Source organism: Pseudomonas sp. B21-041 (assembly GCF_024748675.1).
In the GTDB taxonomy this organism is placed as follows: Bacteria; Pseudomonadota; Gammaproteobacteria; order Pseudomonadales; family Pseudomonadaceae; genus Aquipseudomonas; species Aquipseudomonas neuropathica.
The window spans coordinates 3,560,983-3,583,925 of the sequence record NZ_CP087175.1 but is presented as its reverse complement, the minus strand read 5'-3'; the positions used below and the strand labels follow the sequence as shown (position 1 = coordinate 3,583,925).

Annotated in this window: 10 protein-coding genes; 5 read left to right on the top strand and 5 right to left on the bottom strand. The window is 59.5% G+C overall.

The genetic code is table 11. The annotated features are described in order from the left end of the window. Complete coding sequence (locus tag LOY43_RS15860; RefSeq protein WP_258708345.1) at positions 1-1,575, top strand: ABC transporter ATP-binding protein; 1,575 nt, start codon at positions 1-3, stop codon at positions 1,573-1,575. 157 nt (positions 1,576-1,732) lie between these two features. Here the strand turns inward: LOY43_RS15860 and LOY43_RS15855 are convergent, their stop codons facing one another. Together LOY43_RS15855 and LOY43_RS15850 are read right to left on the bottom strand one after the other, a co-directional pair. Beyond that, the gene (locus LOY43_RS15855; RefSeq protein ID WP_095126376.1) at positions 1,733-2,050 is read right to left on the bottom strand and encodes an SCP2 sterol-binding domain-containing protein; all 318 of its coding nucleotides are present in this window, start codon (positions 2,048-2,050) and stop codon (positions 1,733-1,735) included. A 49-nt stretch (positions 2,051-2,099) separates the two neighbouring features. Then, positions 2,100-2,810 (bottom strand): histidine phosphatase family protein, encoded by a 711-nt coding sequence (locus LOY43_RS15850; RefSeq protein ID WP_095047836.1) that lies wholly within the window; start codon positions 2,808-2,810, stop codon positions 2,100-2,102. A 204-nt stretch (positions 2,811-3,014) separates the two neighbouring features. On the opposite strand from LOY43_RS15850, the gene sohB reads away from it, so the two are divergent. Then, on the top strand, positions 3,015-4,046 hold the full coding sequence (gene sohB / locus LOY43_RS15845) for a protease SohB (protein WP_095047835.1): 1,032 nt from the start codon (positions 3,015-3,017) through the stop codon (positions 4,044-4,046). Between the two features lie 62 nt (positions 4,047-4,108). Here the strand turns inward: sohB and LOY43_RS15840 are convergent, their stop codons facing one another. Then, positions 4,109-4,603 (bottom strand): DUF934 domain-containing protein, encoded by a 495-nt coding sequence (locus LOY43_RS15840; protein ID WP_194933087.1) that lies wholly within the window; start codon positions 4,601-4,603, stop codon positions 4,109-4,111. Further along, positions 4,587-6,245: a nitrite/sulfite reductase gene (locus LOY43_RS15835; RefSeq protein ID WP_095126375.1), complete on the bottom strand. Its 1,659-nt coding sequence runs from the start codon at positions 6,243-6,245 to the stop codon at positions 4,587-4,589. The genes LOY43_RS15840 and LOY43_RS15835 overlap by 17 nt, the downstream gene beginning before the upstream one ends. A gap of 525 nt (positions 6,246-6,770) precedes the next feature. Here LOY43_RS15835 and LOY43_RS15830 point away from each other — a divergent pair. Further along, a complete protein-coding gene (locus LOY43_RS15830) occupies positions 6,771-7,844 on the top strand; it encodes an ABC transporter substrate-binding protein (RefSeq protein ID WP_220556355.1) in 1,074 nt (357 codons plus the stop codon). A 5-nt stretch (positions 7,845-7,849) separates the two neighbouring features. Here the strand turns inward: LOY43_RS15830 and LOY43_RS15825 are convergent, their stop codons facing one another. Next, positions 7,850-8,068 carry a DUF2970 domain-containing protein gene (locus LOY43_RS15825; RefSeq protein WP_016983294.1) on the bottom strand — a complete coding sequence of 73 codons (219 nt, stop codon included), beginning with the start codon at positions 8,066-8,068 and terminating at the stop codon, positions 7,850-7,852. Positions 8,069-8,216: 148 nt separating this feature from the next. Between LOY43_RS15825 and LOY43_RS15820 the strand changes: the two genes are divergently transcribed. Together LOY43_RS15820 and LOY43_RS15815 are read left to right on the top strand one after the other, a co-directional pair. Then, on the top strand, positions 8,217-15,419 hold the full coding sequence (locus LOY43_RS15820; RefSeq protein ID WP_258708344.1) for an NEL-type E3 ubiquitin ligase domain-containing protein: 7,203 nt from the start codon (positions 8,217-8,219) through the stop codon (positions 15,417-15,419). 138 nt (positions 15,420-15,557) lie between these two features. Continuing rightward, positions 15,558-22,904 carry an NEL-type E3 ubiquitin ligase domain-containing protein gene (locus LOY43_RS15815; RefSeq protein WP_258708343.1) on the top strand — a complete coding sequence of 2,449 codons (7,347 nt, stop codon included), beginning with the start codon at positions 15,558-15,560 and terminating at the stop codon, positions 22,902-22,904. Positions 22,905-22,943 lie beyond the last annotated feature (39 nt).

Sequence of the window (22,943 nt, the reverse complement as noted above, 5' to 3'; positions counted from 1 at the left end):
ATGCCCGAACATCTGATCGAAATACGCGACCTGCGCGTCGCCTTCAATGGCCAGTCTGTGGTGCACGGCATCGACCTTGATATCCGCCCCGGCGAATGTCTTGCGCTGGTCGGGGAATCCGGCTCCGGTAAATCGGTGACGGCGCACAGCATTCTGCAATTGCTTGACCCGGCCATCACGCAGATTGATGGCAGCATCCGCTATGTTGGCGAGGAGTTGCTTGGCGTACATGAGCGCTACTTGCGCCAATTGCGTGGCAACCGCATCGCGATGATTTTTCAGGAGCCGATGAGCTCACTGAACCCTTTGCACACGATTGAGCGGCAACTGGGCGAAAGCCTCGCGCTGCACAAGGGGCTGGCCGGGGCGGCGGCGCGTCAGCGAATTGTGCAATTGCTCGAACTGGTGGGCATTCAACGTCCGCGCGAACGGCTAAAGGCTTATCCGCATCAATTGTCGGGCGGTCAGCGACAACGGGTGATGATCGCCATGGCGCTGGCCTGCGAGCCACAGTTGTTGATTGCCGACGAGCCGACCACTGCGCTGGACGTGACCGTGCAACGCAAGATTTTGTTGCTGCTCAAAGAACTGCAGGAGCGCCTGGGAATGGCGCTGTTGATCATCAGTCATGATCTGAATCTGGTGCGCAATATCGCTCAGCGGGTGGCAGTCATGCGTGGAGGATTGATCGTCGAGCAGGCGCCTTGTGAACAGTTGTTCAGCACGCCGCAGCATCCTTACAGCATTGAGTTGCTCAACGCCGAGCCGGGTGGCGAGGCGTTGTGTCGGGAACCCGCTGAGGATTTGCTGGAGGTGCGCGATCTCAATGTGCGCTTCCGTTTGGGCGGTGGCTGGCTGCGCGCGAAGTCTTGGTTGCACGCGGTCAACGGCATTGATTTGAATCTTCAGCGCGGCAAAACCCTGGGCATTGTTGGCGAGTCCGGTTCCGGCAAGTCGACGCTGGGCCAAGCGATTCTGCGTTTGCTGGATGCCCAGGGCAGCATCCGCTTTCAGGGCGAGGCGCTGGAGCACTTGAGCGGCAAGCAACTCAGGCCGCTGCGCAAACGTCTGCAAGTGGTGTTTCAGGATCCGTTCGGCAGCCTCAGTCCACGTTTGTGCGTGGAGCAGATCATCGCCGAAGGTTTACAGGTGCACAGTGATTTGAACGCCGATGAGCGTGAGAGGGCGGTGGTCGATGTGCTGCGTGAAGTCGGTCTTGATCCGGCCACCCGCCATCGCTATCCCCACGAGTTTTCCGGTGGTCAGCGGCAACGCATCGCCATTGCCCGGGCGCTGGTGCTCAAGCCTGACTTGATCCTGCTGGATGAGCCGACCTCGGCACTGGATCGCACGGTGCAAAAACAGATTGTCGCGTTATTGCGGCGTTTGCAGGCGGAACACGGCTTGACCTATCTGTTCATCAGCCACGACCTGGCGGTGGTGCGCGCGTTGGCCCATGACTTGATTGTGATGAAGGACGGTGAGGTGGTGGAGCGTGGCGAGACGAATGCGCTGTTTCATGCCGCGCAGCATCCGTATACCCGAGAGTTGCTGGCCGCTTCGTTCACCGGGTAACCCTGTAGGAGCTGTCGAGTGAAACGAGGCTGCGATCTTTTGACTTTGCGTTCTAAAAAGCCAGATCAAAAGATCGCAGCGTGCCGCAGTTCCTACAGGGCCGAAACGCAAAAATCCCGCCACTGGGGGCGGGATTCTTGTGTCACTGAACGCGCTATTACGACGGGAACAGCTCGGACAGTTTCATCGACAGCATCATGTCGCCTTCAACGCGCAGTTTGCCGCCCATGAAAGCCTGCATGCCGTCGGTTTCGCCGCTGACGATACCTTTCAGGGTTTCGCTATCCAGTACCAGCGTGCAGTTGGCGTCCGGGTTCTCGCCTTCCTGGATATCGCAGGTGCCGTCTTTGACGATCAGCGAGTACTGCTTGTCTTCGTCAGTGATGTTGAAACCGAAAACCAGATCCAGACCGGCAGCAGCGGCTGGGTTGAACTTGGCTTGCATTTCTTTTACGGCATCGGCTACGGAGGTCATGGTTCGATCCTTATGGGTTGATTACAGCAAGGTTCACAGTTAACCGGACTCAGCGGAAAGTGATGAGTTCCGGTGCCTTCAACAGCTGCAGGTGTGCATGACTGTTGAAGGAGGCCAAAGCCACCTCGCGACCGCGGAACTTCAGCTGGTTGAGCGAGGTGTTGACGATTTGCCAGTTCAATTCAAAGGCCTGTCTGGCAGGCATTTGCGTAATGAGGTGGAGCAGGGCGGTGATGGTGCCGCCGGAGGTGAACACGGCGATTTTCTGTTTGTCGCCGGCCTGTTCAAGGATTCGGTGTAACCCGGCCTGAACCCGTTCGACGAAACCCAGCCAGCTTTCCAGCCCCGGGGTGTCAAAAGTGCCGGCCAGCCAGCGCTCGATGATCAAGGCGAAAATCCGTTGGAATTCGCCACGGTTCTGTGCGGCGTTGCGCAGGATGTCGAGGGCTTCCGGCTCGTCCGCCAGCATGTCCGGGAGCAGCGCGCGAATGACCGCGTCGGCATCGAATTCGTTGAACGCAGAATCGGTTTCCAGGGTCGGCACCGGCAGGCCTTTGGCGGCGTATTGCGCCAGCGCGCTGGTGGCCGTGTGCTGTTGGCGACGCAGGTCACCGGCGAGGCAGCGATCGAAGCTGATGCCCAGTTCAGCGAGGTGCTGACCGAGGATTTCTGCCTGACGCACACCGGTCGGCGACAGGACGTCATAGTCGTCTGCACCAAAGGAGGCCTGGCCATGTCGTATCAAGTAGATGCTGCCCACGTCCGCGTCATCCCGGTACGTTGAAGGTTGTGGCGAGGTTATGAGGATGACGGGTAGCTGTCAATGAAAAAACATACGCTTGTTTGAAATGCCCGTTACAGGGGTGTTGCCAGAGGTTTCACGGCTGGCCGACAAGCCGACGCATGGGTATGCTGGAGCCATCCCGCGTGTGTCTCACATCCGCGCATCGTTTAAGGAGTCTTTGTGGAGTTTTTCACCGAATACGCCAGCTTCCTGGCCAAGACCGTCACCCTGGTAGTCGCCATTCTGGTGGTGCTTGCCAGTTTTGCCGCATTGCGCAGCAAGGGCCGGCGCAAATCGGCCGGTCAGTTGCAGGTCAGCAAACTCAATGATTTCTACAAGGGCCTGCGTGAGCGCCTGGAGCAGACGTTGCTCGACAAGGATCAGCTCAAGGCTTTGCGCAAGGGCGAGGCCAAATCCGAGAAAAATGCGAAGAAGCAGAAGAAACAACCCGACACCAAATCGCGTGTGTTCGTGCTGGATTTCGACGGCGACATCAAGGCCTCGGCCACCGAAAGCCTGCGCCATGAAATCACCGCACTGCTGACGCTCGCCACGCCAAAAGACGAAGTGGTCCTGAGGCTGGAAAGCGGTGGCGGTATGGTTCACAGCTACGGTCTGGCATCCTCGCAACTGGCGCGGATCCGTGAAGCCGGCGTGCCGTTGACGGTGTGCATCGACAAGGTCGCGGCCAGCGGCGGCTACATGATGGCGTGCATCGGCGAGAAGATCATCAGCGCGCCGTTTGCGATTCTTGGTTCGATCGGCGTGGTTGCACAGTTGCCCAACGTCAACCGCTTGCTGAAGAAGCACGACATCGACTTTGAAGTACTGACCGCCGGCGAGTACAAACGCACCCTGACCGTGTTTGGCGAAAACACCGAGAAGGGCCGGGAGAAGTTCCAGGAAGATCTGGACATCACCCATCAACTGTTCAAGAACTTTGTTGCGCGTTATCGCCCGCAACTGGCCATCGATGATGTGGCCACCGGTGAAGTCTGGCTCGGCGTCGCGGCGCTGGATAAACAACTGGTCGATGAACTAAAGACCAGTGATGAGTACCTGGCCGACCGGGCGAAAAAGGCTGAGGTCTACCACCTGCACTACGCCGAGCGCAAAAGCTTGCAGGAACGTATTGGCATGGCCGCCAGCGGCTCGGTCGACCGCGTACTGCTGAGCTGGTGGAGTCGGCTGACCCAGCAGCGCTTCTGGTAATTCGAGCAGGCATAAAAAAACGCCGGTCACATGACCGGCGTTTTTTTGTCCGCAGCAAACCTTCAGCGGCGACGGAACAGCGGCAGCGGTTCGTCGGTGGCGGCCTGATAGGTCACCGAAAAGTCCTTGAGACCTTCCAAAGCTTCGTACGGGTCTTTGTCCGCACGCACGGCAAAGGCGTCGAAACCACAGCGGTGCATGTAGAACAGCTGATCGCGCAGCACGTCACCAATCGCCCGCAGTTCACCTTTGAAACCGTAACGGTCGCGCAGCAGGCGGGCGTTGGAGTAGTTGCGGCCGTCAGTGAAAGCCGGGAAGTTCAGGGCAATCACCTGGAACTCGGCGACGTCGTCACCGATTTCCTCGGCTTCTTCGTCGGCGTCCAGCCACACACCCAGACCACCGTCGCGAGCCTTGAGCATGCGACTGTGTTCACGCCACAGTTGCAGTGGCACGATCAGGTCGTCGCAGTTGCTGATCTCGTCGATGTTGAAATCCTTGGGCAGCAAGTGCCAGGTTTCGTCGACGACCGCGTTATTCTTAATGATTCGCTGCATAGACGCGTTCCTTGAAGAGGTCGATGCCAATACGCTGGTAGGTGTCGATGAAGCGCTCGTCTTCGGTACGTTGTTCAACGTACACGTCGATCAGCTTCGAGATCACGTCCGGCATGGCTTCCTGGGCGAAGGACGGGCCGAGGATCTTGCCCAGGCTCGCATCACGGCTGGCACTGCCGCCGAGGGAGACCTGATAGAACTCTTCGCCTTTCTTGTCCACCCCGAGGATGCCGATGTGGCCGACGTGGTGGTGACCACAAGCGTTCATGCAACCAGAGATGTTCAGGTCCAGTTCACCGATGTCGAACAGGTAGTCGAGGTCGTCGAAGCGACGCTGGATCGACTCGGCAATCGGGATCGACTTGGCGTTGGCCAGCGAGCAGAAATCACCGCCAGGGCAGCAGATGATGTCGGTCAGCAAACCGATGTTAGGCGTGGCGAAACCGCCTTCACGCAGCTCACCCCACAGGGCAAACAACTGGCTTTGCTCGACGTCGGCAAGAATGATGTTCTGCTCGTGCGAGGTGCGCAGTTGACCAAAGCTGTAGCGGTCGGCCAGATCGGCGACGGCGTCGAGCTGTTTGTCAGTGATATCGCCCGGGGCAACGCCGGTTGGTTTCAGCGACAGGGTCACGGCCACGTAACCCGGCTTTTTGTGCGCCAGGGTGTTGCGGGTGCGCCAGCGAGCGAAGCCTGGATGTTCTTTGTCCAGCTCGGCCAGTTGCGCGGTCTGGTTGTCCAGCGCCTTGTAGTCCGGGTCGACGAAGTGCTTGGCGACGCGATGCAGTTCAGCCTCGGTCAAAGTGGTCTGGCCACCGCGCAGGTGTTCCATTTCCGCATCGACTTTCTGTGCGAACACTTCCGGCGTGAGCGCTTTGACGAGAATCTTGATCCGCGCCTTGTATTTGTTGTCGCGACGGCCGTAGCGGTTGTACACGCGCAGGATCGCGTCGAGGTAGCTCAACAGGTCCTGCCACGGCAGGAATTCGTTGATGAACGCGCCGACCACCGGAGTACGACCGAGGCCGCCACCGACCAGCACACGGAAACCCAGCTCACCAGCGGCGTTGTGCACCGGCTCAAGGCCGATGTCGTGAACTTCAATGGCCGCACGGTCAGCGGTCGAACCGTTGACGGCGATCTTGAACTTACGCGGCAGGTAGGCGAATTCCGGGTGGAACGTGGTCCACTGACGAACGATCTCGCACCATGGGCGCGGGTCGATCACTTCGTCGGCAGCGACACCGGCGAACTGGTCGGTGGTGACGTTGCGCAGGCAGTTGCCGCTGGTCTGGATCGCGTGCATCTGCACGGTGGCCAGTTCAGCCAGAATGTCCGGGATGTCTTCCACCGCCGGCCAGTTGAACTGCACGTTCTGCCGCGTACTGATGTGGGCGTAGCCCTTGTCGTAGTCGCGGGCAATCTTGGCCATCATGCGCGTCTGACGCGAAGTCAGCTGGCCGTAAGGCACCGCCACACGCAACATCGGCGCGAAGCGCTGGATGTACAGGCCATTTTGCAGGCGCAGGGGGCGGAATTCTTCTTCGCTCAGCTCACCTGCCAGATAGCGTCGGGTCTGATCACGGAACTGCTTGACGCGGTCCTCGATGATCCGCTGATCGTACTCGTCGTATACGTACATATAAGTCCTGTTCTCAGGCTTGGGCCATTCGGAGTAGCACTGCGTTTTCGCTTGCTGGAGTCCGATTGTGCCTCTGCAATTCTGCGCGCACGGCCGCGCACTCCCTAACGGAGCCGGGGCAATATACCCGTTTGCAGTTATGCGCAAAAGTGATGTTTGAGTATATGTAAAGAACCAAATCGCCTAACGAGAATGGCTGTCAACTAACCCACATTTGTCGTGCGGACAATCATCGTCTTAACTGTGGTCGAGTCTTTCTGCAATCACCGACAAAACCGACAAGAGGCGATGCAATGAGCAATCCGACCAAGGCAAGAAAAAGCGACAGCAGTGTCGATGCGTGGGCCATTTTGTTCCTGATCATTCTCGTAGTAGGGACAGCGGTATTCTGGGTCAGTCATCAGTAAACGACCCATCCGGGCCCGCTTCCGACAGATTGTCGGACAAAAAACGGGATCAGGCATCAATAGCCGGTGGAACGAGGGCTATAATGCGCGGCCATTTTTCCTTGGGCCTGGATGCTTCATGTTCAAGTTTGTCCACATCAGTCTTCTGTTGTTCGGCGCGCTGTTTCAGACCGGCGCGCGGGCAGAGTCTGTGCTGTTTTTGAATCCGGGCTCGACGCAGGAAGCGTTCTGGGTCAGCTATTCGCAATTCATGCAGGCGGCCGCTCATGATCTGGGCATCGATCTGCAAATTCTCTATTCGCAACGCCAACCCGAACTGACCCTGGCTCAGGCGCGCATTGCGTTGCAGGGGCCGAATCGTCCCGAGTACCTGGTGTTCGTCAACGAACAATACGTCGCCCCGCAAATTCTGCGCCTGGCCGAGAACAGCGGCGTGAAGCTGTTTATGGTCAACGCGGCGCTGACACCTGACCAGCAAGCGCTGGTCGGTGAGCGGAACGACCGCATCGGCAGCCTGGTGCCGAACGACGAGGAGGGTGGTTACCTGATGATGAAGGAACTGATCCGCCTGCACCCGCCGACGCCCGCTGCTGAGCCGATTGAAGTGTTGGCGTTCTCCGGGTTGAAGGTCACCCCCTCGGCACAATTGCGCGAGCGCGGCATGCAGCGGGCGTTGGCCGAACACCCACAGATGCGTCTGCGGCAATTGGTCTACAGCGGCTGGACCCAAGAGCGCGCCTATGAGCAGGCCAAACAGCTGTTTGCCCGTTACCCGAAGGTGTCGCTGGTGTGGTCGGCCAATGATGAGATGGCCTTCGGCGCGATGCGCGCTTACGCCGAGACCGGCAAAGTCCCCGGCAAAGATGCCTTGTTCAGTGCAATCAATACCTCACCGGCGGCCTTGCAGGCGTTGGTTGACGGGCGTTTGAGCGCGCTGGTCGGCGGGCATTTCACCCTGGGCGGCTGGGCGTTGGTCGAGTTGCATGATGTTGAGCAAGGCGTCGATTTGAATCACTACGGCGGCCGTGACCGGCAGATTCCCTTATTGCAATTGATCGACAAAGCGCACGCCCGGCAAATGCTGGCCATGGGCACGTCGCCTGACTACGGCGTGAATTTCCGCAAGCTCTCGGCCAAGGGGCAACCGGCGTCGTATCGCTACCCGTTCACCTTGCAGACCCTGATGCGCTGACCGCGTCAGACCCCGGCGAAATGCAGCACCAGTTTGACGATGGCAAACAGCGTCAGCGCAAACACCGCCGTGAACAGAATGCCCAGCATCACGAAATGGCTGGGTTTGCCATGGGTGAAGTCCCTTGCCCGGTTCTTGCCGCTCTGCACCCCGAACGCCGCCGCCATCACGCTGTGCAGCATCTGCCAGAAGGTCGGCGGTTTGTTGTCGACTGGATCGTCCATAAATCCCTCCGCTGAAAGTTGTGCCTCTCAAGCATAGTCAAATAGCGCTCGGCTGTTCGCAGACACGTCGTTACAACTGCTATAACCCTGTACCGCTCAACCCACCGATACAAGTGATGTGCTGTCGCTCCATTTATAGGAGCAATTTATGTCCCCCGATTTCCTTATTCCTCAAGCCACGGACAAGCCTGCACCACCGCCTGCTACCGAGAGCCTGCACGGGCCTTTTCTGGAGGCTGCGGTGCCGCCATGGCTGATCGGTGCTTCTGCCCTCAGAAAGGCCGAGTTCAAACAGGCGAGGACCGTCCTGCCGCACTGGTATAGCGCGATGGCACCGGCACAACGTCGTATTTTGCATGAAACCTACAGACACAGTTTCAGCACGCAAACGCGATTGGACCAGACCATGGCGGCGTTCAAGGACATTGATACGTTCGCCCGACCCATGCTGATGCAGGCGCTGAAAAGCCGTTTTCAGGTCGAGGTTGATGTCGACAAAACCCTGTTATGCCTCCGGCGACCCATACGCGCCGGTATCCTCGGCGAGGAAATGGGAACTTACGAATCCTTGACGCTCCCTTTGCTGCAGGCTGCGCTGCACAACTTTGAAAGTGACGAATGTCGGTACGGGGCGTTTCACCACAGCTCCGGGTTTGCAATCCAGAACCCTGCCACGGAGGTCCACACGGCTGTGCCGGTAAACGTGTCGGTCAGAAACTTTCTTGGCCTGTGCCGTGAACTGGATATCGGTGCGAAGTATCAGGCCTATCTCGATTCGTTTTTCCATCCCAAAAACCCCAAGGCCGAGGCGAGGTTGCGCCGGCGGTTCATTGCCAGCCAAAAATCAGCCATGCGCGCGGCGGCTGATCGAGCTTTGTTGACCAAGGACATTCTGCCGGAAGACCACGCGATGATCATTTCTGTCATCAGAGGTGAGCGACATCCCAGAATCGGTCGCAATCAGGTCTGGTTTCAGGACCTGAGCCTGATGAGGCACAGGTTGGTGGGGTGTGTTGCGTTCAAGATCGCCGAAAGGAATCGCCCCACCGAGGCAGTGATTCTTTACGTGCCGAATGATCCCGTACATCCGCTGAAGCGCTATACCGGCACACAAATGCAGAGCACCTTCAAGCGGCTGCTTACCGCTCGCGTTCAAGGGCAGTCGCCAGACATCGGTCCGACGCCTTACCAGCGGTTTTTGAGCCAGTTCTTGCCCTACGAAAAACGTCCTTACTATTTCAGCCAGTTCGTGAAGGTTGCCGACTCTGCGGCCGATTGGCTGACGTCGCCCTGGCGCAAAATACTGGAAGTCACACTGACCGCTGTCGAGATCTGGAAAACCTCACCCAAATACGAGAAGAGGGTGCCGGAGCCCGATCCTTATATTGCCGCCACGTTGAGGCCTCACGTGCAGGCTTTTCCCTGGGCTGCCAATTCCGACCTTTGGACCTATCTCTACGAAAAGCACCGCGAGAAGGTCTTCGCGGATGCCCGCTGCCACGCGGTTCCAACCGCCGACGCGGACGCCAGTGCACGAAACGCCAAACTGTCAGGCCTGCTGCAATTCGGACTCCTGGCGCTGAATGTGGCGTCGATGTTTGTGCCGGTGTTGGGCGAGATCATGCTCGTGGTGATGGCTGGCCAGTTGTTGTTCGAAACCATCGAGGGCGTGGTCGAATGGAGCGAGGGTGACAGGCACGCCGCCAAGGCGCACTTGGTGGATGTGGCGGAAAACCTCGCGCAGATCGGTGTAATGGCGGCTGCCGGCGCGGGTTTCAGATGGCTGACGGCGGTAAAAGCGGAGCCGCTGATGGAGCAACTGCACCCCGTGACTTTGCCCAGCGGCGAAACCCGATTGTGGAAGCCCGACTTCACTGGCTATGAACAGCACCTTACGTTGAGTGGATCAGTGCGGCCGAATGCACAGGGGCAGTACCGGATCGACGGCAAAATCTGTTTTCGCCACGGCGGAAGGTTCTACGAGCAGATACTCGACGAGTCAACCGCTCAATGGCGGCTCAAACATCCCACAGATGCCGACGCTTACCAGCCCGTCCTGAGTCATAACGGTCAGGGCGCCTGGCGGCTGGCGCTGGAACAGCCGATGAACTGGGAGCGACTGACACTGCTGCGGCGCATGGGGCACATCACCGATGACTTCAGCGATGAATCCCTGCTGATGCTGGCCGATATCAGCGCCGTCAGTGACAACGCCTTGCGCAAAATGCACATGGATCATCTGCCGCCACCTCCCGAATTGCACGACGCGATGCGTCTGTTTCGCGCCGATAGGGGAGCCAGGCAAATGATCGAGCAACTGCGCGGAGCGAGGCCCATTGATGAGGGGTATCTGTACGCACTGCCGTTGGTCACCGAAATGCCACACTGGCCGGCCGATCGGATACTGGAGTTTTTCGTCGGTGCCGAGGGCGAAGGATCGTCGACTCGGTACGGTGCGCAGACAACCCTGCCCGGGTTTGATCCCAAACCGGTCATCCGTATCAGCCGTGCGCAGGTATTGAACGGAGAAATGCCTGCGCGAATTCTGGCAGCGCTGCAGGAAAACGAAGTAGGCCAGCTACTGGGCCCGGCCGACGCGCAGTTTCGTCCAGCGAGGCCAGACGCATTCAGTCGCAGGCTCGCCGATTATGCCCATACACGTCAGTCGGCCATTTTCGACAGTCTTTACAGAGGCAGCGAACCGCTCGGCATACGTGGGCGCATGCTGCAGCGTGAATGTCCCGGACTCAGCGATGCGGCCGCACAGGATGTGCTCGATCATGCAACGGCGGCGGAACTGGCCCGAATGGACGCTACCGGGCGATCCCCCTTGAAAATGCTCGAAGAGGCCCGCTGGCATGCTCGCCAAGGCCGCCAGGTTCGTGCGTTCGCCGGTTTGCACAGCGAGACCCTGGCTTCAGCAGACAGCCGAAGGCTGGCACTGTTTGCTCTGGAACAGTTGCCAGGATGGCCGCAGACATTGCGCCTGGAAATTCGTGAGGGCAGCACAACCGGCGCAGTGCTCGACAGCGTCGGTGAGCCAGCAGCACCGGTCAAACGCTATCTGGTCAAGAATGGGCCTGCTTATCAGGCCTTTGGTGATCGCGCAGAAGCGCTCAGCAGGATGTCGGGTGCAGAGGACAGTTTCTATCATTCGCTCCTGCAGGCGCTGCCCGATGACATACGCCTGGCCATTGACTTGCCGGAAGGAAGCCCTGGCAGCGAACTGCAACATAAAATTATCGGCTCGGCCCATGCTCATCGGCGTCAAGCTGCGCACGTTCTCGCGCCGCAAGCCAAAGCGTTCAAACCACCGGTGCGGGTGAGCGCAAGGCTCAAGGGCTATTATGCCAGTGGCCGTGGCCCAAGCCTTGCGCCATCGCTGGAGTCACGGGTGGCGCATCTCTATCCGGAGGCGCGGCAGGCCGAGGCGTTCCTCACCCAGCAACGCGGCAGAAGTAATGCGCAGATCTTCCGCGAACTGGAATTCCGTCGGTTGGATTGGGAAAGACTCGATACCACCCTTGAGCAATGGCAGGCCGGCCCGACCGGGAGTCGGGCTGCGCTGCACAGGGCGCAAGTTGCTCAGGCACTCAGAAATGCCTGGCGCAATGGCCCGTTGGCCGGGCAAGTGGTGGAAGCCGGGCGTCTCTCGCTGGTATGCGATACGCCGTTGCCTGCGCTCTCCACACGTTTTGCCCATATCAATGAACTGTCCGTGGCGGGGCTGGGCATAACGGATACCCATGCGGACGGTTTTCTGGTGGCCTTCCCGAATGTCACGGATTTGTCGATCGGCGAGCTGGGGCAACAGACTGATCGCCCCACGTCTGTGGCCGGCGCGCTGACGACCCTGCCGGAGGCGGTCGGCCGGATGCCCGGACTGACCCGGCTGCGTTTTTCCACCGATGCGGCGTTACTGGCGCCAGGCTTTTCTCAACGGCTCAGCTCGCTTGTCAGGCTGGAAGCGCTGCGCATCGATTATTCAGGAGTCGACTCAGCCACCCTGCATGAACTTGACCTGACGCCCTTGACCCGCCTGCGCATTGACGCGCCCCGTGCCTTGTGGCGATGGCCCGCGTACGTCGAGCGCCTTGAGCATCTTGAGCGTCTGGATTTGACGCATACGTTGATAGAGACGCTGTCCGAATCGCTGTATCACGATCACGAGCAACTTTGGGCCGGGCTGGCGCTCGACTGGTCGAGGGTGACCCCGGCGACCTTCCGGCGCGCTTACGAATACGTCAGCCAATATTCCGGCCCACTGGGCCACCTGCTTGATCTGCATCAGATGGTCGGCGAGTTCTGCCGCGCCGAGCTCGATACGATGGCGCCAATGCCGAGTTTCACTGACCCGTTATCCGAAGCGTTCAACGCGACCTGGGTGACACCGCAGGCAAGAGTTACCGCCATCGAACAGCTTCGGGCGGAGCATGAAGCCATTTTCGCTGCGTTCTACACACCTGCCTTGCGGCATGGAGCACGCTATGCTGCCCTTCGGCGGCAATGGTCCATGGGGCCCAACGCCGACGTTGTGAACGCGCTCAAGACCAACTGGTATGGCACGGTTCGCCAACGGTACGGCCTGACCGCCAACGTGGCGACATTTGAACTGCCGGTTACCCGATCAGGCCAAGCCGTATTGACGGCTGCAGACTTGATCACCGAGTTGCCGCCACTGCCGGCAGGCAGTTTCTCCCACGTGCGTACACTGCGCCTGGGGAGGCTGGACGTCCCCATTGAACAGGCTCGGCACTTTCTCCGCGCATTCAGTCATGTCGAATCACTTGAATTCAGCGGTAATACCTTCACCGAGCTGCCCTTTGCGGCGGATGAGCTGTCAGCGCTGACGCATCTGGATGCATCGGGCAACAGGATTGAGGTAACGCCTGTTGTGCAGCGGCAGATCAACGGGTTGCAGCGTCTCAGTAGGTTGAATCTGAGTAACAACCCGCTGGGCAACATCGATGTCAGCCTGTTGAGCCGATTGCGTGCCCTGGGCCTGAGATCGACGCAGTTGCGTGCCTGGCCCGCCGGTGCCGAAAACCTGCCTCGGTTGGCGTGGCTCGACCTGCGAGACAACTGGATCTCGTCACTGCCACCGTCGGTGTTGACCCATCCCGACGCGCTGATGAGAGCCAACCTGGCCGGTAACGTATTCAGTCCTGAGGGTGAAGCAAGCCTGCACGGGGCGCTGCAGCGAATCGAGCAGCAAAGGGGCCTGGGGCCGGGCACGCTGGCACGATTCGCTGCAGAACCGGTGCCGGAGCTTTTCCCTCCTGCGGAAACAGGCTGGTCGTTTATCGACCTGATGTTATCGCTTCCAGAAGCCGCGACGGTGCTTCAAGGGCAAACGGGGCCCTCGGCGCAGTTGCAACGTTTGACTCGCATCATGCCGGTCGAGCAAGCGCGACTTCACTTGCAGAATCTGCGGGCGTCGGGGGCGAGCGATGCGCAGATCGAAGCACGGATCACCGAATGGCAGCACCTTTGCGAGGCATTGGTCCGTCGAGCGAATGACTGGCTGTATACCCGCGAAGTGCGCACGGACACGTACAGGATCAATGCGCGAGACCGATCGGTCGCGGCGAGGCGCCTCTTCGAAGCCTGGCTGGACGGACTCACAGAGCATGTCGACAGAGCCCGGCTGGACCTGGATTTCCAAGGCCTGCAAACCGGTGATTTGCCGGAGCTGGCAGTTCCGATCCCTGCAGTCAGAACGCTGGATCTGAGCGGTGTGGGCATGACCACACGGGGTTCGGACGGGTTTCTCAGGGCTTTTCCCCACGTCGAAATCTTGTATATCAGTGGCAATCCCCTGGTGTCGGTGCCTGGGCCGGTCCTGCGGATGCAGCATCTTGAACGCCTGGAGATGCAGTATTGCGATCTCGCGGACGCGACGGACCTTTACCCGTTGATGGCCCGTGCGCGCCTTCGCAGGCTGGATGTCGGCTACAACGAACTTCGGGTATTCAACCCGCCCGACTTTGGCGCCGTCCAGACTCTGGACTTGCGCTATAACCACCTGACCGCATGGCCTGGCCGTGTATTCGAGGCGCCGCAGTTGCACAGCTTGGACCTGAGCGGCAACGAACTCACCCACATTCCCGGGGAATTGTTCAACGGCGAACACGAGCGTCTGATCCAGGGGACCAATCTCTCCGAGAATCGACGCTTGTCCCTTTCTGCTTTGCAGGACATGCGCCGCTATGCGCGTGAGCAGTCGGCGTTGCACGTGCTGGGAATGTCACGCCGAAACATTGAGACGATGATCGACACACACCTTTTCGGCGATCTGTTCGGTGGCGCAGAACCGGTCGGCATTCCCGAAGACGCCGCCGGCAATGTGGACTTGGACGATCCTGACGCCGCTGTGCTGCCTGTCGAAGAGGTCCTGGATCCGGTCAACGATGTGGCACCGAGATCAAGAGATCCGTGGCTCCAGCACAGCGATGTGACGCTCGCGGCTCGCAGAGCGGACATTTGGGGGCAACTGGCGCGAGAACCCGATCACCAGCGTTTTTTTCAGCTGCTGCGTTTGTTGCGCGACACGGACGACTTCCGGCTGGTACCGGCCGACCTGACGCGCAGAATGTGGGATGTCATGCAAGCAGCCACGGAGAACAGCGAATTGCGCCAGTTGCTGTTTCTCGGCGCTGAAAGCCATGGCACGTGCCCGGACGGGCGGATTCTGACATTCAGCGATCTGGAAGTGCGGGTGTCGGTGTATCGGGCACTGCACGACATCCCGGTGCATCGGATGGCGCTAAGGGGCCGGGCGTTATTGCGTCTGTCCCGGCAATTGTTTCGTCTGGACAGGATCGAGACGCTGGCTGACGCCGCAGGGCGGGGCAGGGATCGTGCCGAGGTGCGCCTGAAATATCGCATCGGTCTGACCGGTGGTTGGGGCGATGGGGTGGATCTGCCCGGGCAGCCGACATACATGCTCTATGACGTACCCCTCAGCGGTGAACTGCTGAATCAGACCCGGGCCTCGATCCTCGAGGCGGAACGAACTGACGCACTGCCACTGAGCATGATCGCCCGCGATTACTGGATCACCTATCTGGAGGAACGCCTTCCGCTGGAGATGCAGGCGATAGACTCCGCGGTTGATCAGCAACGCCAAGAGCGCTGGAGTGTGTTGGATGATCGACTTTCTCGGGGTGAAATCGATGCGCGACAGTACGATCGGGAACTGGAAGATTTGGGCAAGGCGATGGAACGGCTGCTCACCCAGAAACGGCTCGAGCTGACACGTCGGGAGATCATCGATCTGCAGAGTTTTGCCGATGAGGCCGAAGAAGGTGATCGAGTCACGCCGAAACCGGGACCATCGAGCCGCCCTTGACGGGGGCAGACTGGCGTTGAAGATTGCGCCGTGAGTGATACATATCAGGTTACTCACGGCCGGACCGGCAATAACCGGATACCGCAAATCCGCTGACGGGATATGGTCTGCTGATCGCTCCATCAACTAGGAGTGATCATGATCGCTATCCCTTCCAACCCAGAGACGACGCAAGCTGCGCCGCTCGCTCGAGCTGCCGCTGACAACCAGCCGACAACGCTCAATACAACGCAAAGCCTGCACCGCGATTTTCTCGAAAAGTCGATCCCGCCGTGGCTGTCCAGCGCTTCGCCGCAACGGCGCGAAGCGCTCAAAACCGTTCCGACTGCGCTGCCAGCGTGGTACCTCGACGCGACGCCGGCACAACGCAAGACGCTGGCCGACAGCATGAAGGCCAGCGTTGTCGCCCAAAACGATCTTGATAGAACCATGGCGACCCTTCAGGACGTCGAGACATTTGCCAGGCCATTGCTGCTCAAAGCGCTCAAGGACCAGCATCAATTACAAATCGATGTCGACAAGACGCTCCTGTGTCTGCGGCGTCCCGTCGAACTGGGCGTTGAAAAGATCGAGCTGGCGTCCTTCGAGGTCCTCAAACTTTCGATGCTGGACGCAGCGCTGCACAACTTCGAAGCTGACGAATGCAAGCAGGGCGCTTATCACTCGACGTCAGGTTTCGTTGTAGCAACCTCCACCCCTGGTACATTCGAGTACGTGAGCATCGGCCTGACGGTGATGCAGTTCCTGACGCTTTGCCGAGAACTGGATGTCGGCAAGCAGTATCAGACCTATTTGACGACATTCTTCCACCCGGCCGATGCTGTGGCAGAGGCGGTGCTCAGCGAGCGCTTCATTGCCAGCCAGAAGGCGACGATGCGCGCCGCAGCCGATCAGACGCTGTTGCAAAAAGACATTGAGCCGGCGGATCACGCAATGATTGTGTCGGTGATCCACGGCAACATGCACCCGTGGATGGGCGAGAAACAGGTCTGGTTCAGTGACCTGGGCGTCATGAAAAAAAGGCTGACCGGCTGCGTGGTGTTTGTCATTTGCCAGAAGTACCGCTACAGCGACGAGCTGATCCTTTACATCCCTCACGATCCGGAGCACCCGCTCAAGCGCTATACCGTCCAACAGGTGCGCGATGAGTTCAAGCGCTTGCTCACCGCCCGCGATCCCGCACAAGCGCCAGGCGCGGAACCGACCGCGTACCAGCGTTTTTTGAGCCAGTTTCTGCCGTATGACCAGCGTGCGTATTATTTCAGCCAGTTCAGACAAAAAGCGGCCGATTCACCGGGCGATGCATGGGCAATATGGCGCTCGCCATGGCTGGCTGTGGCGCAGGTGTTGGCGGGCGGTTCGGTGTTTACCCGGATCCGTGAACTGCCACCCGAGCGTGAGATCAGGTGGGATCCTGTGCCTGATCCTTACATTGCGCCATCGACGTTCGGTCGCAGCGGACGGGGGATTTGGGCGCCCAATGAGGATCTCTGGCAATACCTTTACACCCAGAGCCGTGCCAAGGTATTGGCCGACGCACGAAGCCATGCCGTGCCAGCGGCAGATGTCGATGCGAAGGCCCGTGACGCCAAGCTCGCTCATCTGCTGCAGATCGGCATGCTTGGCCTGAACCTTGTCTCGATGTTCGTGCCGGTGCTGGGCGAGGTCATGATGGTGGTGATGGCCGGGCAGTTGCTGACTGAAACCCTGGAAGGCGCGATTGAATGGAGTGAGGGTGATCGTCGGGCGGCGAAGGATCACCTGATCGATGTCGCGGAGAATCTGGCGCAGATTGCGTTGATGGCGGGAGTGGGGGCCGGGGTGCAGAAAATCTCCGGCGCCAGAGCCGTGCCGATCATCGAGCGGCTGCAGTCGGTGAAATTGCCCAACGGCGAAACTCGCCTGTGGAGAGCCGACCTTAGAGCTTACGAGTCCGCTGTCACGCTGCCAGACAGCCCCGGCCCGAACTCTGCCGGCCAGCATGTGCTGGAAGGTCAAACCTTCATACGCCAGGACGGCAAGGTCTACGAGCAGTTTTACGATGAGTCGATCAGCAAATGGCGCATCAAGCACCCTACCGATGCCAGCGCCTGGCAGCCGGTGCTGGAGAGCAACGGACGCGGTGCCTGGCGGCACACGCTGGAGCGGCCGCGGGATTGGGATCGTCTGACCCTGCTGCGGCGCATCGGCCACGCAACCGAAGCCTTCACCGACGCGCAGTTGATCAAGGCTGCCGATATCAGCGGTGTCACTGACGCCACTCTGCGCAAGATGCACGTCGATTCTGCGCTACCGCCACCGGAACTGACGCAGGCCATGCGCGTGATGCAGGCGGATAGCAACGCGGCACTGGTGGTTGAACAGTTGCGCGGGACAAAACCGATCGACGAACTGTATCTCTTTGCGTTGCCGCTGATCACCGAAATGCCGCGCTGGCCGGCGAACCGGGTGCTGGAAGTATTCGACGGCGAGCAACTGTCCGGCAAGTCGGTCAGGTATGGTTCCGTGCGGCGGTTTCGCGACGTCGGCGTCAAGGCACCGATTCAGATATCGCGGGCCGATATCCTCAGCGGTGGCCTGCCAGCACACATCCTCGCGGCGCTGGACGAGTCAGAACTCACCCGGCTCCTGGGCGAGCAAGGTGCACGCGTGCGCGATGCCCGGCCGGCAGAGTTCGGCAAGCAGATCGCCGACTACGCCGACACTCGTCAGCCGGCGATCTACGACAGCCTCTACAAGGGAACCGACCCCATCGATTCCCGGGTTGCGCGTTTGCAGAAGGCCTGCCCTGGACTCAGCGAACCCGCGGCACAAACGGTGCTGGCCCATGGACGCTCCGATGATCTGGAGCGACTTGACTCAGGCCATCGAGTGCCGCTACGCCTGCTGGAGGAGGCACGCTGGTACGCGCGTCAAAGCCGACAAGTCGCGGCCTATGTCGGTCTGCGCAGTGAAAATGTCGCTTCGGCGGACAGCCGGCGCTTGGCGTTGCACACGCTGGAGCAGTTGCCGGGTTGGGCCGACAGCGTTCGCATTGAAGTTCGCGAGGGCAATGACGCCGGCATGCTGCTTGACAGCATCGGCAGTGAAACAGCCAGCGAGAAGAAATACCTGATCAAGAAAGGCGCTCAGTTTCAGGCGTTCGACGAACGTGGTCTTGCACTCAACAGCCTGCCTCGCAACGGCGACAACTTTTACTCATCGATCATGTATGCCTTGCCTGATGACGCGCGCCGCAGCCTCGGTGTGCCCGAGGTGGGGCAGTCCGCCCGGTTACAGAAAAAGATCATCGATCGTGCCGATCGGCATCAGGCAGATACGCCTGCGCTGCTTGCGCCACAGGTCAAATGGATCAAGCCGCCCGTGCGTGTGAACGCTACGTTGATCGGTTACCCCGCGAGCGGACGCGGCGCCGGGTTGCAAATGAACCTGACCGCTCATGTGTGCGATGTCTATCCGCAGCTTACCTACGAACAGGCTAATGGTTTCATTCTCGAGCAGTACCGGACGGGTAAAGACGACAACGCGATTTTCCAGCTGTTGCAATCACGCCGCCATGAATGGCAGCAGTTGAATACGACGCTGGATGAATGGGCAGGCACATCCACGGCGGCGCCTTGGGAGCGTTCCGCAACGGATCACAAGTTTCGCGCCGCGCAAGCGCTGAAAACCTGCTGGCGCAACGCCTTGTCCACTGGAGTTTCAGGTGCCGATGAACTCTCGATATTCACGTATGACCCCCTGCCAGAGCTGAATGCAGACTTTGCCCATGTGCGTAAACTTTCAATTGGCGGCAATGGCATCACCGACGCCAATGCGGACGCCTTTCTGGCGCGATTTGCCAACGTGCAAAAGCTGTCGCTGGGGGAGCGTGGCAGTCTGTTTGGCGCCTACATGGCGCAAGAGCAGGCACTGACGACCTTGCCTTTGACTGTGACCCGGATGTCTGCACTGAAGAAGCTCAAGTTCAGGACGTCAGTCAGGGTGATGGCTTCCGATCTATCGACAAAATTGAGGACGTTGACCGCCCTTGAGGAACTTCATCTTGATTTTTTCGACGGTCGGAGCCATGCCGCTGGCCTGGATCTGACGCCCCTCAAACGCCTGAAAAAACTCAGGATCGAAGCGTCGGGCCTGACGCAATGGCCGGCCTATGTGCAGCAACTGCCTGAACTGGAACGACTGGACCTGACGCAGACCGCCATCACATCCATTCCACAATCGCTCTATGTCGGACACGAAAAACTCTGGGCTGGCTTGTCGCTGGACTGGTCCAGGTTCTCTCATGAAGCGTTCAAACCCGCTTACGACTATGTGAAAAACTACATGGGGCAGTGGCGACATCTGGTTGATCTGGACTTGATGGTTCGCCGCTACTGTGCCGGAGAACTGCAGTTCCTGACGGGCGAGGCCGGCCGCCTCAATCCGTTGCCCGAGCGCATCATGACACTCTGGAATACCCCGGAAACCCGACTCAAGGCAGTGGAGATTCTGCGTGTGGAGCACACCGCAATTTTCCGCCAGTTCTACGAGCCCACCGCATCTGATGGATTGCGTAATGCAATTCCCGCCGCCCGCTGGCAAGCGCAGCCCAATGCACGGGTGGTACGTGCTCTGGAAAAGAACTGGCGTGCAGCCATACGCAGGCGCTATCGCTTGAATGACGACGTTCGTCCTTTCAATGGGACGAACTGGGCATCAAGCACCGAACTCGACGATGCCGGCGTGTTTGAACTGGTGGACACCGCATGGGTACAGGGCGAAGAGTCGGTCAGTGAACTGCCGCAATTGCCAACCGGTGCGTTTGCTCACGTACAGAGTGTGCGGCTGGATCGGTTGAATGTGCCGATCGACCAGATTCGCGATTTTCTCCGGGCATTCAGTGGCACCACGAGTCTGCAAGTCACCGCCTGCGGATTGACGGAACTGCCGATCCGGCCAGCCGATGCAACCCACCTGACGCAACTGGATTTGTCTCTCAACCTTATAGCCGTTACCCCTGAGGTTCAGAGCCAGTTCAATGCCCTGAACAAACTGGAACATCTCAATGCCCGGCTCAATCGCCTGGACACACTGGACGTTTCTCGCCTGAGCGGGCTCAAGACGCTGAACCTCAGCGTCAATGGATTCAATCAATGGCCGACTGGGGCGGAAAGCCTGCCGCATTTGCGAACGCTGGATTTACGTCATAACACCATCGGGTCGCTCCCCGAACAGGTGCTTGTCAACGACGCTGTGCTGCTGAAGACCCGCCTGCAGAACAACCGCTTCAGTACTACAGGCGAGGCGGACATGCGGGCGGCGCAGCGCCGGATTGAAATGTCCATTGGATTGCCGGAAGGCGCCTTGCAACGATTCGACGCGCAATCGGCGTCATTGCCGGCCAATTCAAGCGGGACCCCGCCGGAAAGTGCACTGGAGCGCGCCGGTCAGTTGTTAGCACTCCCGCCTGTCTCTGCACCCGGCGACGGTTTCGACATGAATGCCCGTGTACTGGAGATATTTCCCTCGCTGACGCTTGAACAAGCGCAAGCCAGCGTTGCCCGATTGCGCGATGAAGGCCTGTCCCCGGAGCAAATGGCGGACAGGCTGACCCAGTGGCGAGCAAGTGACGAGACGCTGACGCGTGAGTTGAACGGCTGGATTTTCGGTGCGACGCAAGGGCCTGGTGAAAGCGTGTCATCGTCCACAAGGTTCTTCGACGCGACGAGGATCCGCACTTGCTGGCGGGACGGGCTCACTGCGCTTTCCGAGTCCGCCGGACAGACGCTGAGCCTTTCAGCGGGGGCCATGAGCGATCTGCCCGCGCTGTCAAACGTGTTTGCCCATGTCCGGACACTGGATCTGACAGGGATCAAGTTTTCAGTTGATAGCTTCAACCTCTTTTGCCCGGCGTTCCCTGAGTTGACCACCCTGAGACTCAACGGCAATGCCCTGGAACGGCTGCCGGAAGCTGTCGGTCGTTTGAACCGTCTGGAACGTCTGGAGTTGAGCGGTAATCGGCTGGCCGTGGCACAAACCGTGTATCAGCACGTGGGCGGGACGCAACTGCGCTGGCTCGACCTCAGCCACAATCAGTTGGAGGAGTTCAGCGCCATCGCCTTCGTCCGTCTGGAGACGCTCAATCTCAGCCAGAACGGTCTGGAATTCTGGCCTGACGGCGTGCTCGATCTGGCGCATTTGCAACGACTGGACCTGTCGGGCAACAACATCATGGTCTTTCCTGACCGACTGTTGGACGGCAACCATCAAGCGCTGGTGGACGGCACCGACCTGTCCGAAAACTCCCTGTCGCTCAATTGCCTGCAGCAACTGCGGGAATACAGTGCGGCCAACGCAGACCGTGATGTCATGGGTTATTCCCAGGCTTTTCTGCAGCGTGAAATTGCCGAGCGCGAATTGGAGACCGACAGCGATTCGGATGCTGGCTCCGGTCAGGGATCGGATTCGGATTCGGGTTCCGACAGCGATGGCCCCAGTTGGGGTGGCGGTTCCCGGCGGGTTGATACGCATGCCATTGTGGAGGCAGCGGAAGTGATTGCCGATCCGGTGCAGGATGCGGCAGTGCCAGCGATGGCAATCTGGATGACGTACACACATGCAGATGCGCGTGCCGCGCGGCAGGCGCTATGGCTGCAATTGGCTGATCAGGACAATCATGAGTCGTTCTTTCATTTGCTCTCGACCTTGCCCGATACCCTTGAATTCCGGTTGTCCGGCGCTGATTTGACCCATCGGGTCTGGCAAGTCATCGAGGCCGCCACGGAAAACGCCGAGCTGCGAGAGCTGTTATTTCTCAACGCCGAGACCCACGGCACCTGCGGCGATGGCCGGATCCTGTCATTCAGCGAACTGGAAACCCGCGTCTATGAATACAACGCCCTGCGCGATATTCCACGACACCGCCCGGAGCAACGCGGCAGGGCCTTGCTTGAGCTGACGCGGCGTCTGTTCCGCCTGGAAAGGGTCGACCGGCTGGCAGAAGCCGCGGCGAAGAACAAGGATCGGGCGGAAATCCGTCTGCAATACCGGATCGGCATGACCCGAGGCTGGCCGGACGGGCTGGATTTGCCGGCGCAACCGGAACACATGCTGTACGCCGCACCGATTCGCGGGCAGCAGTTGATCGACGCGCGCACGTCGGTGCTCAGGGATGAAGCATCCGAAATGTTTCTGGAAAATCTGATTTCACGCGATTACTGGATCCGCTACCTGCGCGATCGCCACAGCGAGGTGTTCGAAACGCTCGAACTCAACGCCAGGAGGCGGCAGGAGGAGGTGGAGGATACATTTGCCGACATACACAGCAGCGCTTATCTGGAAGCAGTGGATTCACTTCAGATCGAACTGGCAGAAGCTCGCATCGATGCACTGAAGGCAATGACGCGTACGGAGCTGGCTGCGCTGACGACAGTTCGCGAGGCGGAGCCGCACCCCGGCCCATCCTCACCACAACCCGGCCCTTCCTGGCGCCGTGACAGGTAATTGAGTGGACCTGAGAGCAGGGCGCTCTCAGGTCCATTG